This window comes from Methylobacterium gnaphalii (assembly GCF_007992215.1).
Taxonomy (GTDB): domain Bacteria; phylum Pseudomonadota; class Alphaproteobacteria; order Rhizobiales; family Beijerinckiaceae; genus Methylobacterium; species Methylobacterium gnaphalii.
Window position 1 is genome coordinate 205553 of record NZ_BJZV01000002.1, and the last position, 13082, is coordinate 218634.

11 protein-coding genes are annotated in these 13082 nt (G+C 64.0%); 3 read left to right on the plus strand and 8 right to left on the minus strand.

Annotated elements, in window-relative coordinates; genetic code table 11:
- Positions 1 to 9: 9 nt before the first annotated feature.
- The 5 genes from panB to MGN01_RS02955 form a co-directional block, all read right to left on the minus strand.
- Positions 10 to 837, minus strand: a complete 828-nt coding sequence (panB, locus tag MGN01_RS02935) for a 3-methyl-2-oxobutanoate hydroxymethyltransferase (protein ID WP_147045075.1) — start codon at positions 835 to 837, stop codon at positions 10 to 12.
- A 372-nt stretch (positions 838 to 1209) separates the two neighbouring features.
- Complete coding sequence (locus tag MGN01_RS02940; protein WP_147045076.1) at positions 1210 to 1596, minus strand: thioredoxin family protein; 387 nt, start codon at positions 1594 to 1596, stop codon at positions 1210 to 1212.
- 20 nt (positions 1597 to 1616) lie between these two features.
- Entirely contained in the window at positions 1617 to 2237 is a 621-nt protein-coding gene (locus tag MGN01_RS02945; protein WP_238258008.1) for a rhodanese-like domain-containing protein, read from the minus strand.
- Positions 2238 to 2245: 8 nt separating this feature from the next.
- On the minus strand, positions 2246 to 3061 hold the full coding sequence (locus tag MGN01_RS02950; RefSeq protein WP_147045078.1) for a quinoprotein dehydrogenase-associated SoxYZ-like carrier: 816 nt from the start codon (positions 3059 to 3061) through the stop codon (positions 2246 to 2248).
- A gap of 80 nt (positions 3062 to 3141) precedes the next feature.
- The gene (locus MGN01_RS02955; protein WP_147045079.1) at positions 3142 to 4077 is read right to left on the minus strand and encodes a quinoprotein relay system zinc metallohydrolase 2; all 936 of its coding nucleotides are present in this window, start codon (positions 4075 to 4077) and stop codon (positions 3142 to 3144) included.
- Positions 4078 to 4326: 249 nt separating this feature from the next.
- Between MGN01_RS02955 and MGN01_RS02960 the strand changes: the two genes are divergently transcribed.
- The gene (locus tag MGN01_RS02960; protein WP_147045080.1) at positions 4327 to 4899 is read left to right on the plus strand and encodes a TetR/AcrR family transcriptional regulator; all 573 of its coding nucleotides are present in this window, start codon (positions 4327 to 4329) and stop codon (positions 4897 to 4899) included.
- Here MGN01_RS02960 and MGN01_RS02965 read toward each other — a convergent pair.
- The 3 genes from MGN01_RS02965 to MGN01_RS02975 all read right to left on the minus strand — a co-directional run bounded on the left by MGN01_RS02965 (position 4894) and on the right by MGN01_RS02975 (position 11101).
- Positions 4894 to 6435: an efflux transporter outer membrane subunit gene (locus MGN01_RS02965; protein WP_147045081.1), complete on the minus strand. Its 1542-nt coding sequence runs from the start codon at positions 6433 to 6435 to the stop codon at positions 4894 to 4896. The two genes, MGN01_RS02960 and MGN01_RS02965, sit on opposite strands and share 6 nt — an antisense overlap.
- A gap of 133 nt (positions 6436 to 6568) precedes the next feature.
- Entirely contained in the window at positions 6569 to 9721 is a 3153-nt protein-coding gene (locus tag MGN01_RS02970) for an efflux RND transporter permease subunit (protein WP_147045082.1), read from the minus strand.
- A gap of 21 nt (positions 9722 to 9742) precedes the next feature.
- Positions 9743 to 11101: an efflux RND transporter periplasmic adaptor subunit gene (locus MGN01_RS02975; RefSeq protein WP_147045083.1), complete on the minus strand. Its 1359-nt coding sequence runs from the start codon at positions 11099 to 11101 to the stop codon at positions 9743 to 9745.
- 341 nt (positions 11102 to 11442) lie between these two features.
- On the opposite strand from MGN01_RS02975, the gene MGN01_RS02980 reads away from it, so the two are divergent.
- Together MGN01_RS02980 and MGN01_RS24070 are read left to right on the plus strand one after the other, a co-directional pair.
- The gene (locus MGN01_RS02980) at positions 11443 to 12426 is read left to right on the plus strand and encodes a CobW family GTP-binding protein (protein WP_147045084.1); all 984 of its coding nucleotides are present in this window, start codon (positions 11443 to 11445) and stop codon (positions 12424 to 12426) included.
- Between the two features lie 193 nt (positions 12427 to 12619).
- The gene (locus MGN01_RS24070) at positions 12620 to 12844 is read left to right on the plus strand and encodes a hypothetical protein (RefSeq protein ID WP_147045085.1); all 225 of its coding nucleotides are present in this window, start codon (positions 12620 to 12622) and stop codon (positions 12842 to 12844) included.
- Positions 12845 to 13082: the final 238 nt, after the last annotated feature.

Below are 13082 nucleotides of genomic sequence, written 5' to 3' on the forward strand. Positions count from 1 at the left end.
TTGGGCACATCACCCGCGCGGCGGATAGGTATGCTCGATGGCCGGGAAGCGGCCGTCGCGCACCTCCTCAGCATAACCTCTGACCGCCTCTTCGATGTGGGCGCGCAGCGAGCCGTAACTTTTCACAAATTTCGGAGCGCGGTCGGAGAGACCGAGCATATCCTCGAGCACCAGGATCTGGCCATCGCACTCGACGGTGGCACCGATGCCGATGGTGAGCGCAGTCACCTCCGGCGCTGTGGCGATCACCCGTGCCACCGGCTCCACGATGCCCTCCATCACGATGGCGAAGGCGCCTGCCCGGCTGATCGCCACGGCATCGGCCATCAGGGCCTTCTCGCTCTCTGGCGAGTGCCCCTGGACGCGAAAGCCGCCCATTGTGTTCACCGACTGGGGCGTGAGGCCGATATGACCCATGACCGGCACGCCGCGCTCGACCAGGAACGCCACCGTCTCGGCGAACTTGGCGCCGCCCTCCATCTTGATCGCGCCGGCGCCAGTCTCCTTGAGCACGCGGGCGGCGGTGAGGAAGGCCTGCTCCTTGCTCGCCTCGTAGGAACCGAAAGGCAGGTCGACGACGATCAGCGCCCGGCTCGTTCCCCGCATCACGGCCTGAGCCTGCACGATCATCATCTCGACCGTGACAGGAAGGGTCGATTCCATGCCGTGCATGACCATGCCGAGGGAATCGCCCACGAGGATGAAGTCGCAATAGGCGTCGAGAATTCCCGCCGTATGCGCGTGGTAGGCGGTGAGCGAGATGATCTTGCGCCCCTCGTCCTTGTAGCGCGCGAGGTCGACGGCTCGGAGGCGTCTGGACTGGACGACCTGGGACATGGGTTGCTGCCTCGATCCGCTACGCCCATCGATTAGGGCGACGATGAGCGCCTGCTCTGCGCATTGGCAGTCTAAAACAAGCGCATCTGCGCAATAGCCGCAGAGCGCGCCCGATCCAATCGAGACCATCGTTTTGAGTGGAGCGGCCCGGAGAGGCCTGCATCGCTTGCGTGGTACGGCGAACCGTCCCGCTTGCCCTTAGACGGGCGTTTCCTCCCTGGACTTCGGGCCAGCTCCGGGCTTGCCTTTTTTCTGCCACATCCCGGCAGGTGTCAACAGCACCGCTTGCAACGATCGTTTTGAATTTGCTGAATTTTTGGGCGCGGACAGACCTCTGCCTCAAGACTTGGCAACGGCTACGCCGGGACGCAACTACAGCGTCTTTTCCAGGAGTGCCTCGACCCATTCAGCTTGCGTTTCTCCAACAGACCGGCCGACCTCGTCCTTGCCCTTGAAGGCGATGAGGGTGCTCTGACTGCGTGCGTTGAAGCGGCGAAGCAGCTCCTTCTGTGTATCGAAGTCGATCTCCAGAATGACGAGCCCGGCGAACCGCGGATCGGTTCCGAGCTTTGCCAGGACCGGCTTCTGTGCCTTGCAGATCGGGCACCACGGTGCGCTAACCGTTACCAGCACCGGCTTGCCGGCCGCCTGGGCCGCGTCGAAGGCGGTCCAGTTGAAGGGGAGCGGCGCGGCCGCGAAGGCCGATATCCCCGAGAGCATCAGCGCCGAGACGGCGAGAAGGCTGCGGCGCGTCTGCATCGAACATCTCCTGCCCCGCCTCAGCGCTGCGGCTCGGCCAACGGTGAGGCCTTGTCCTTGGCGACGGCCGTCCAGGTCTTGTCTGCTTTTACAACGGCAGTGTCGTGCGCGTCTTGCCAGCCCTCGACGCCCAGAGGCCACCAGTAGACACGGCCGTAGCCAGCCTCGACGAGGCGCTTGCCGGCGTTCCAGCTGCCCCAGCATTCGGGCCGGCAGAAGGTGACGATTGGTTTCTTCTTGTCGCCACCGGTCAGTTCCTCGACGCGGTTGAAGAAGACGCTCTCCTGCTCGGCCGTCAGGGGGGCTACCCCAGCCCCCGGCAACCAGACTGCGCGGGGAATCGAGCGGTGGGACGGCGCCCAGAGCGTGCCGGCTGGTAGCCCATCGGGCTTGCGGTCGGCGAGCACCACATCGAGCAGGATTGGCTTGTCTTCGGCGATCAGCCTTTCCAGCGTCGCGAGGTCGACGACCGTCGCGCCCTTCAGCGTCGGCGGCGTGTAGCCGTGCTGCGGCCCATCATAGAGGCCCTGCGGCTCCGGTACGTCGACAGGCGAATCCGCTGGGGCAGCCGCCACGAGCAAGGTGGCAAATGCCGCGAGCGCGATCGGTCTGACGTGCCGCAGCAGGCAGGCGCGACCCACGAATGGCCTCAGTTGCTCGGCGACGGCGCTTGGAAGGTGTGCTGCCATTTACCGCCCTGGTTGTCGGAAGCGGCCACCTTGATCGGCCCCTTACCCTCAGGCTTGAACCCGAAGCCGATGACGGGATTCGATGAGATCGAGATGTCGCCATCCATGTGGAAGATCAGCTTGTCGCCATAGGTCACTTCGAGTTTCTCGATGAAGCGGGCCGGTGTGTAATCGCGCGATACCTGGTTCATCTGCATGCCCGAAAAGTTCGGGTGGCGGATCATCAGCGTCGCCTCGGCCGGCTTGCCTGGGGCTTGCTCGCTGAATTTCATGCGCATCTCGCCCATGCCCTTCATGGCCTCCTCGTCACTCATACCCATCGGGGCCGAGCAGCCGCCGGACGCCTTCACGAAACCTACGGACTCATAAAACTTCCCGTCCGTCGTCTCCGTGACGGCGTGGACGTTGGTGTAGTTGTTGATGCGCACACGCAGCTTGATCTCACCCGGGTCGGCGGCTGGTCCGAAAGTAAAATGCGCTGCGTAAGGCGTCGGGTTATCGTCGATGACGAGCGAGACGCTCTTCACCTTGTCCTTCTCGGGCATGGTGAGCGTGATTGGAACGAGCGCCGCGTCCTCTGCGCGCTTAGGCGCATCGATCTTCACCATCGTTTCGCTCGGCTCGATGGTCTTGCCAGCGAAGAGCTCCTTTTTGAGGTCGTTCCAACGCTCGGCCCGTTCTTGATCGGTGTCCGAGGCGCCGGCCGCGTAAGCCGTCCCGGCAGTGAGCGCCGTCGCCGAGAGCGAGAGGCCGAGGGCTAGGATCAAGGCTTTCATGGCTTCCTCCTGAGTTCTGATGAATCTAGCGCGCTTGCCAATTCCGTGAATGCTCATCGGCGATGACTGTCATGGCGGGATCATTCCCACTCGAGTTCTTTGTACGCCTGGGTGACGTTTCTCGCATTGTACGTGTCGAAGAGCGCCCACTTCGACCGCTCGTCCTGGGCCACGGTCTGCACAGCTTTCTCGATTGAGACGTCCGAGGAGACGGCCTTGCGCGTCTGGTCGCGTAAGGCAACAAGATAACGGGTGATGTCGGCGAGTGCGGGATCCAGATCGACGATTGTCGGGCCATGGCCGGGCACAGCGCGCTTCGCGCCAGAGTTCTTCAGCCAGTCAGTTGCCTTGAGCCAGCCGAGCAAACTGCCGTCGAGTGAAGGGATGCGATGGACGAAGAGAAGATCGGCCGGAAATAACAGTCCACTCTCGGTATCGAGCATCGAGAGGTCGCAATTGGTATGTGCCGTCCCGTGGGCGGTGAAGTTGAGCTTGCGGCCACCGAGATCGATCTCGGCCGACTCCCTCACCTCCACCGTCGGATAGATTACGCTGCCAGTCTTCTCGGCGCCGAGCACGTCTTCGAGCCTCTGGCGGTAGAAATCGCCCCGGGCTTCCAGGGCGCCGCGCAGGGCATGGTGGCCGATGAAGACCGGCTTATCCTCGCTAAAGGCAGAGGCGCCGAAGCAATGGTCGGGATGGACATGGGTCAGCACCACGTGGCTGATCGGCTTCTCGGTGCGCTTTCGGATCTCGCCCCGCAGCCAGTTGCCGTCGGCTCGGCTGCCGCCCGATTCCGTGACGAGCACCGAGTCGCGGCCGATGATAAAGCCGATGTTGGCGATGGCATCGTTGTTGTCGGCGCTTACCTCGCCATCGATGCCGCGGCGGATGAATGTGCCAGGCGCGACCTCGTCGAGGCAGAAGGCTTCGGCCGAGTGGCCGAGGGTCGGAAGGCAGCACAGGCAGAGGCCTCCGAACACGGCCTCGCGACGGCTGACGCGAACGCTCGTCATCGAGCCTCTCCCGGCCTCAGAGTACAGACAGCAGATCCGCCGTACACGGACGCGACCATCTCTCGTCTCCTCCGCCTTGTCTTTCTACCATTTAGTAGGTAGTCAGAGATCGGGTCAAGGTCCGGACCTGGAATTCGCACTTGATCGGCAGTCCGCCCTGCACATCCGCGATGTGACCGCGGCCGGTTCGTTATCGGGGCGTTTCGCGCGATGAGATACTGATCATTCGATGGGCTCAGACGACGCACGATGAGGGACACGCGCAGCGAGTTGCTGATGCAGGCCGAGGTCCTGGTAAGAGGGCGCGGTTATTCCGGATTCAGCTATGCCGACCTCGCGGACGCCGTCGGCATTCGGAAGGCAAGCATCCACCACCATTTCCGCACCAAGGAAGACTTGGCGATCGCTCTCGTCGCCGCCTATGACACGCGCTACGACGAGGCTCTGGCGTCGATTCTCGTCGAGACGGACGAGGGCGTCGCGCGGATCGAGGCCTATGGCCGGCTTTACCTCGCCGGTGTCGAAAAGGGTTTGGGTTGCCTGTGCGCCGCCCTCGCAGTCGAGCTCGACACGCTGCCTGAGGCGCTTCGGACGGACGTCGCCCGCTTCTTCGACAAACACATCGCCTGGCTGGAGCGCGTTCTCTCAGAGGGTAAGGCAAGCGGAAGCATCCGCATGTCCGTAGATCCCGCAGCCTCTGCACGAATGGTCGTGGCAGCGCTGGAAGGTGCCCTTCTCCTGGAGCGGCTTCTTGCCGGCGCAGCAGGTTTTGAGAGCACTTTGACAGCGCTCGGCGACTGCCTCAGGCCGACGGCCTCATAAGAAAGGCGCTGGATCTTTGTCGGGCCGCGACGGCGCGACGTCCATGCGGTTCCACCAGCCGCCGCCAAGCGCCTGGAACAGGGCCACGGTGTCCGAATACTGGTTGGCACGGGCGCCGGCAGAGGTGACCAGTGCTGAGAGGTAGGCCTGCTGACCGATCAGCAGTTGTGCGCTGTTGATGGCACCTGCCTCGAACTGCTTGCGGATCAGGCCAACGCTTTCGCTCGTCGCCTTCTCGGCGGCTGTTGCTGCTGCCACAGCTTCAGCGTCCGACTGCAGAGCGCGCAAGGTGTCGGCGACGTTCTGGAAGGCCGTGATGACAGTCTGCCGGTACTGGGCTTGGGCCACGGTCAGCGCCTCCTCGGAGGCACGCTGACGGCGGTAGAGCGTACCGGCATCGAAGATCGGCTGCGCGACGGTGCCGACGATCGAATAGAAGCCTGCCGCCGAGGTCGCGAGCTTCGCGATCTGCAGTGCGCTAGAGCCACCGTTCGCGCTGATGGTGAACTGCGGCAGACGGTTGGCGACGGCAACGCCGATGCCGGCACTGGCCTGCTGCACAAGGGCCTCCGCCGCCTTCACGTCGGGGCGCTGCTGGACCAGCCGCGAGGGTAGGCTGATGGGTAGCTTCGTCGGTAGCCGAAGGCTGCTCAGCGTGAAGGTTTCGCTCATCTCGTCGCTTGGCAGGCGACCGACCAGTGCGGTGAGCAGGTTACGCTGCTGCGCGAGCTGCTTCTGTAGGGGCGGCAGCAATTGTTGTGAGACCGAGAGCTGAGCCTGCTGCTGGATAACGTCCGCGCTGGCGATCTGTCCGAGGGAGAGCTGCTTATTGTAGAGAGTCAGCACGTCCGTCTGAGCCTGGATGACCTTTCTCGTCGCGTCGATCTGTGCACGCAGCGAAGCCTCCTGAATCGCGGCGAGCACGACGTTCGAGGTCAAGGTCAGGTAGGCGGCTTCGAGCTGGAAGCGTTGGTTCTCGGCCGTCGCCTCAAGTCCCTCGATCTGCCGCCGGTTTCCCCCGAACACGTCCGGCGTGAAGGCGACCTGCACCTGTGGCGTGTAGAGACTGTAGGTTAGCTTGGTCGGATCGTTAAGCGGGCTCTGCAGCTGTCCGCCGGACGCCTTGTTGTACGAGCCTTGTCCGTTGAAGCCGACCGTCGGGAACAGCGTACCCTTCTGCGCCTCGACGTTCTCGCGCGCCATGCGCAGCGAAGCCTGAGCAGCATCAAGGGATGGGTTATTGGCAAGTGCCTCTTCCACAAGGCGGTTGAGTGCTTTTGAGCGAAACAGCGTCCACCACTGGCCGGGAATGTCGGCACCCTTGACGAAATCCTGGTCCGCGGATCCCCCCTGGGTGGTCTTCATGCCGCTTGCAGCGCGCGGATCCTTGAGCGGCTCTCGGGTGTAGCTAGACACCGCCGGGTCGGCGGGCGCGATGTAGTCAGGGCCGACGGCGCAGGCGGACAGCCCCGAGGCCAACGCCAGAATGGCGACGGTCGAGCGAAGGCTTTCTGATCTCCGCGTAGCTCCCGACATGGCCCTGTCCAGCGATACGCACCGTGGCGTCGCACTGCACAGGCGCCGGCAAGGGACCTGAGTCAACGCGAAGCTTCGGTTGCGCGCGAGCCTTTGCGACGCCTGTTGCGGGGGCAGCACGGGTGTCAGGGCCTTAAGCCGCGCTCGCGTGTCCGTGACCACCCCGTTCCTCGGCCGCCTGCTGTGGACGACGGCGGGAGAACAGCGAGATCAGAACTGGGACCACGACAAGGATGAGGTTTGGCGCCAGGATGATTCCGCCGACGACCACCAGGGCGAGCGGCTTCTGCACCTGGGAGCCGATGCCGGTCGAGACTGCGGCCGGCAACAGGCCCACACAGGCGGCGACGCAGGTCATCATGACCGGCCGCATGCGGATGTTGGCTGCGTTCCAGACCGCATCCTTGCGGTTCTGCCCCTCGTCGATGAGCTGGTTGTAGTAGGCGAGCAGGATCACGCCTTCCATCGTCGAGATGCCGAAGAGCGCGATGAAGCCGATCGCCGCCGAGATCGAGAAAGGCGTGCCCGTCAGCACGAGGGCGAAGATGCCGCCCACCATCGCCATCGGGATCACGCTGAGGGTCAGCACCATGTCTACGACGGAGGAGAAGTTCACGTAGAGGAGCAGCGCGATCAGCGCGAGTGTGATCGGCACCACCACTGTGAGGCGTGCCACTGCGTCCTGTAGGTTGGTGAACTGGCCGACCCATTCGAGGTGGTAGCCGGCCGGGAGTTGCACCTCGCTCGCGACGCGCTGCTGCGCCTCGATCACGGCGCCGCCGAGGTCGCGGCCGCGCACCGAGAACTTCACCGGTATGTAGCGCTCCTGGTCTTCGCGATAGATGAAGGCCGCGCCCGACACGAGATCGACGCTCGCAATCTCGGAGAGCGGCACCTGCACGACGCTTTCGCCCTGCTGTGCACCAATGGTGATATTTCGGATCGTCTCCAACGAGCGGCGATATTCAGGCGCCAGCCGCACCCGCATTGGGAAGTGACGGTCCGAGCCGTATTCGTAGAGATCGCCTGCCGCCTGTCCGCCGATGGCGGCCTGCACGGTCGTATTGACGTCGCCAGGCGAGAGCCCGAACCGTGCGGCCTTTCGGCGATCAACGTCGATGCGCACCGTCGGCTGTCCGAGCGAGGTGAAGACCGCAAGATCCTCGACGCCGGGAACGGTCGCGAGCACCGCCTTGATCTTGTTGGCGGTCTTGGTGATTTCCTCGAGATCGGTGCCGTAGATCTTGACCGAGTTCTCGCCTTTCACGCCCGAAGCCGCCTCCTGGACATTGTCTTCGATGTACTGGGAGAAGTTGAACTCGATGCCGGGGAAGTCAGCCGCGAACTTTGCCTGGAGATCGGCGATGATCTCTTCCTTGGTCAGGCCTTTGCGCCACTCGTCGATGGGCTTCAGCGGCGCCAGGATCTCGACGTTGAAGAAGCCGGTCGCGTCGGTGCCGTCGCTCGGCCGCCCCTGGTGCGATAGCACCGTGGTCACCTCGGGCACGTCGCGCACGATGGCACGGATCTTCTCGACATAGGCATTGCCCGCCTCGAGCGAGATCGAGCCAGGCATGGTGCCACGGATATAGAGGTTACCCTCCTCCAGCTTCGGCAGAAATTCCAGGCCGAGCGTATTGCTCGCGATGCCAGCGGCGGCGAGCACGGCGATCATGATGCCGAGCGCCAGCAGCTTATGGTTCAGCGCCATGCGCAGCATGATCAGGTGCCCCCAGCGCATCACGCGCACGATCAGCGTGTCCCGCTCCTCGACATGGTTCGGCAGGATCAGTGCGGAGAGAGCTGGCGAGACCGTGAAGGTCGCGATGAGGCCGCCGACCAGCGCGTAGGCGTAGGTCTTGGCCATCGGGCCGAAGATGTGGCCCTCGACGCCGGTCAGCGTGAAGAGCGGCAAGAAGCCGACGATGATGATCGTAGCCGAGAAGAAGATCGCCCGGTTCACCTCGGAGCCGGCTATGGCGATGATGCCAAGACGGCCGGTGAGGCCGCCGGGCGGTGTCTGGCCCTCGCTGTGGTCCGGTTCGGCCACGTGCCGGAACACGTTCTCGACCATAATCACGGTCGCGTCGACGATCAGGCCGAAGTCGATGGCGCCGAGCGAGAGGAGGTTCGCTGAGTCGCCGCGGATCACCAGGATGGCGATCGCGAAACCGAGCGCGAACGGAATCGTCGCGGCAACGATGATCGCGCTTCGCAGTGAACCGAGAAACAGCCACTGCACTACGAACACGAGCACCACGCCAAAGACGAGGTTGTGCATCACGGTGTGGGTCGTGGTCTCGATCAGGCCGCTGCGGTCGTAGATCCGCTCGATCTTCACGCCCGGCGGCAGAATGGTCGAGGCGTTGATGCGCTCAATCTCGGCCTCGACCCGGCGCAGCGTCGGCAGGCTCTCGCCGCCGCGGCTCATCAGGACGATGCCCTCGACGATGTCGCTCTGGTCGTCGTGTCCGACGATGCCGAGGCGGGGGGCGCTCGATACGCGCACCTCCGCCACGTGGCGCACCAGCACGGGGACGCCCTTGACCTGCGTCAGCATGGTCTCGCGGATATCGTCCATGTCGCGGATCAGGCCGACGCCGCGCACCACGGCCGATTGTTCGCCGACATTCAGCGTTTGGCCGCCGACATTGATGCTCGAGTTGTTGAGCGAGTTGATCACCTGGACGAGCGTCAGGCCGTAGGCCTGGAGCCGGTTCAGGTCGACGGCGATCTCGTATTCCTTGGCCTTGCCGCCGAAGGCGGTGACGTCGACGACGCCGGGGATCGCCTTGAAGCGGCGCTGTAGCACCCAGTCCTGCAGCGTCTTCAGGTCGGTCGGCGAGAAACCAGCCGGGCCGGTAATCTTATAGCGCATGATCTCGCCGACGGGGCTCGTCGGGGAGATCTGCGGCTGTGCGTTGTTCGGCAGTGGCGGCAGCTGGGACAGCCGGTTCAGTACCCGTTGCAGCGCCTCCTGGTAGGTGAACTCGTAGTTGAACTGCACCTTCACGTCGGACAGGCCGAACAGCGAGATGGTACGCACGACCGTGGCGTTCGGGATGCCAGCGAGCTGCACCTCCAGCGGGATCGTGATGTAGCGTTCGATTTCGTCCGCCGACTGGCCCGGCACCTGAGTGATCACGTCGACCAACGGCGGGACCGGGTCGGGGTAGGCCTCGATATTGAGCTGCAGATAGCTGGCGTAGCCGATCCCGAGCGTTGCAAGGAACAACAGAAAGATCAGGATACGCTGCTTCAGGGAGAAGACGATCAGGCTGTTCATGCTGCGCCCTCGGTCCGATTGTCAGGACGCGTTGCTGCCGCTGGCAGCGCGGTCGATGAAGATGGCGCCGCGGGTGACGACCTCCTCGCCGTTCTTCAGGCCCTCGACGACCTGGACGTTGTCGCCGTTGGTCAGCCCAAGCTTGACGTCGCGGGCCTCGATCGCACCGTCGCGGCGCGAGACCCAGACATGCGCCCGATCTCCTTCGTAGACGACGGCCGCGCTCGGGATGCTCGGCGAGAAGCGGTCGCCGCCCGTCGTGATGGTGAAGTTGGCAAACATTTCGGGCTTGAGTGCGCGGTCGGGATTGTCGAGCTCCGCCCGGACGCCGAGGCGCCGCGTTGCTGCGTCGAGACTGGTGGCGACGTAGCTGATCTTGGCCCGGAAGATCGTACGCGGGAAACCGACGATACGCGCGTCGATCTCCTGGCCGATACGCACCTTCGGCACCTCGCTCTCGCGCACATTGGCAATGAGCCAGACGGTGGAGAGGTCGCCGATGACGAAGAGCGGATCGCCGCTCGACGAGATGTACTGGCCGACGCCGACCTTGCGCTGGACGATGGTACCGGCGATCGGCGCACGGATCTCTGTTTCGGCGCTCATGCGGCCTGCCTTCTCGAAGGCGGTGATCTCCTCGTCGGTTTTGCCGAGAAGGCGCAGCTTGTTGCGCACGGCCTGGAGGGTCGCCTCGGCCGTCTTGAGGTCGCTTTGCGCGGCGATCACGTCGTTCTGAGCCTGCTCGTAGTCCTTGAGCGAGGTGGCTCGGGCTTGGAACAGCTCCTGCTGCCGGATAGCGATGTTCTGTTCGAGCTTGTAAAGCGCCTGCGCCTTGCTGAGGCCGTTGAGCGCGCCCTGGTAATCGTTCTGGGCCTGAACCATGTCGCTGGCTTCGATGGTCAGCAGCACCTGCCCAGCCTTCACGTCGTCGCCGGCTCGCGCCAGCACCTTGTTCACCCGGCCCGAATAGGGTGAGGTGACCGGGACGTTGTCGTCCTCGTTGACCGCGATGCGCCCCTCAGCCGCGTATTCCGGCCGGAAGGTCCCGGGAGCGACTGGCTTGATCTGCAGAGCGCTGCGCTGCTCCTTCGTCGGGCGGAACACGCGCTCGCCCGCGTTCGCGATCCTGGCGTCCGGCTTGGCGGCCTGCTCCGCCTTGAGTTCGCGCTTGCCTGACATGACGCTCTGCGCGAGGGCCGCTGCCTTCTCGGCCAGGTCGCGGACCGGCTGCGGCCAGATCGCAATGGCGGCGACTGCTCCGATGACGATCGATAGCAGAATGGCGAGACGCAGCATCGAGCGGCGGGGCCGCTCGCGGCCTTCCGCGAGATAGGCGCGGGCGGGGTCCGCCTCGGGCTCAACGGGTTTGCGCGCGTCCATATTGTCTCGGGCTCAAAACCATGGTGCTGCGGCCGCCGTCGATCGGAGCGAGTCGGCGAGGTGGACCACGCGCTCCGCCGCACAGAACCGCTTGATCTGGCTTCTATAAGGCAGGCCGTACAGCGACGTTCGATGCATCGCCCGCATCGGCGCCGGACACCCTGCACTGCCAAGCTTGACGATGTCTGGCAAGTACGGTGAAGAACGGGCGAAATCGGCAGGCCGCGATGCGTTCGCCGCATGTTCTGCGCCTTCTAACGCGCGCTCGATGACACAATATGACAGCAGCCTAGGTCATCGACCGCCTGCCGTTCTGTCAGCCACGAAACCGACGAGCCCTCATGTCCGATTCCCCGCGCCCCTCCTCGGAGAAGATTCCTGTCACGGTGCTGACTGGCTATCTCGGGGCGGGCAAGACGACGCTCCTCAACCGAATCCTCACCGAGAACCATGGCAAGCGCTATGCCGTGATCGTGAACGAGTTCGGTGAGATCGGCATCGACAACGACCTCGTCGTCGGCGCGGATGAGGAGGTGTTCGAAATGAACAACGGCTGCGTCTGCTGCACCGTGCGCGGCGACCTCATCCGCATTATGGATGGTCTTGTGAAGCGCCGCGGCAAGTTCGACGCGATCATCGTCGAGACTACCGGCCTCGCGGACCCGGCGCCGGTGGCTCAGACTTTCTTCGTGGATCAGGACGTTGGCGAAGCCGCCCGGCTCGATGCCGTCGTCACGGTGGCCGACGCGAAATGGCTGTCGAGCCGCTTGAAGGATGCGCCGGAGGCCAAGAACCAGATCGCTTTCGCCGACGTGATCCTGCTGAACAAATCCGACCTCGTCGAGCCGGTTGATCTCGACCGTGTCGAAGCCGAGATCCGGGTCATCAACCCTTTCGCGACGATCCATCGTACCCAGAACTGCGCCGTACCGCTCGATGCCGTGCTGGAGCGAAACGCCTTCGATCTCGCCCGTATCCTGGAGGTTGAACCCGAATTTCTGGAGGAGGGTCACCACCATCATCACGACTCCGAGATCCAATCGATCTCGGCGCGGATCGATGGTCCGGTCGACCCGGAAAAGTTCATGCCCTGGATCTCGAACCTAACTCAGGAGCAGGGACCGGACATCCTGCGCTGCAAGGGCATCGTCGCCTTTCCCGACGAGCCGAAGCGCTTCGTGTTCCAGGGCGTCCATATGATCCTCGACGGTGATCTGCAGGCCGATTGGCGGGAGGACGAGCCTCGTGTCTCCCGTGTGGTGTTCATCGGCCGCAATCTGGACGGCGCAGCGATCACCAACGCATTCCTCGGCTGTAAGGCTTAGGATCTTCGGGCCGCGCCGACGTTTGCGGCGCGCTTGGGCCAGCCGCGCCAACGGCTTAGCTTGGCAAGATCGAAAATCGGTATGGCGGCCGGTGCTCTGCTGCGGCTGCCAACAGCGATTTCACCGGTTGACCGAACCGCTTGGTCCATGGCGTGTTCTTCTTTCGTTCTCATCCGAGTCGAGGGACAGATCCATGCCAAGGAATGCGCAGAGAGAGCAGCATGAGCCGCCCTCGTGTCCGGTCGAGGACACCGTCACCGCATATCTGACGACAACCCATGGAGACGCACGCCTCGCACTGCGCTGTGCCGTGACGGACGCACTTTCCGACCTGATGGAGGCCGAGCGCCGTGCTCGGGAGCGCAGCCGCCTGATCTCGCGCGGTTATGTCCGGGGCCGGTTCCAAGATGCCGAATAAGCCGGTGGATCTCCAGCTGAGGATATCACTCCCCAACTCCTCCAGGTGTTGTCTAGCGCCTCCGCGGCGGCGGGGAATGCGGCGAACGTGAATTTCCGAAATGCTCGGCCCGTTGGGAGCCTGCTGCCGGCCCGATCCACAGAGCAGCGAAACTGCGACACCTCCTGGCGGGCGGCAACTGACATATCGGGTATTGCGGCCCGGCCGTGAGGCGCCAGGCACATCCGCCGTCAAGCTG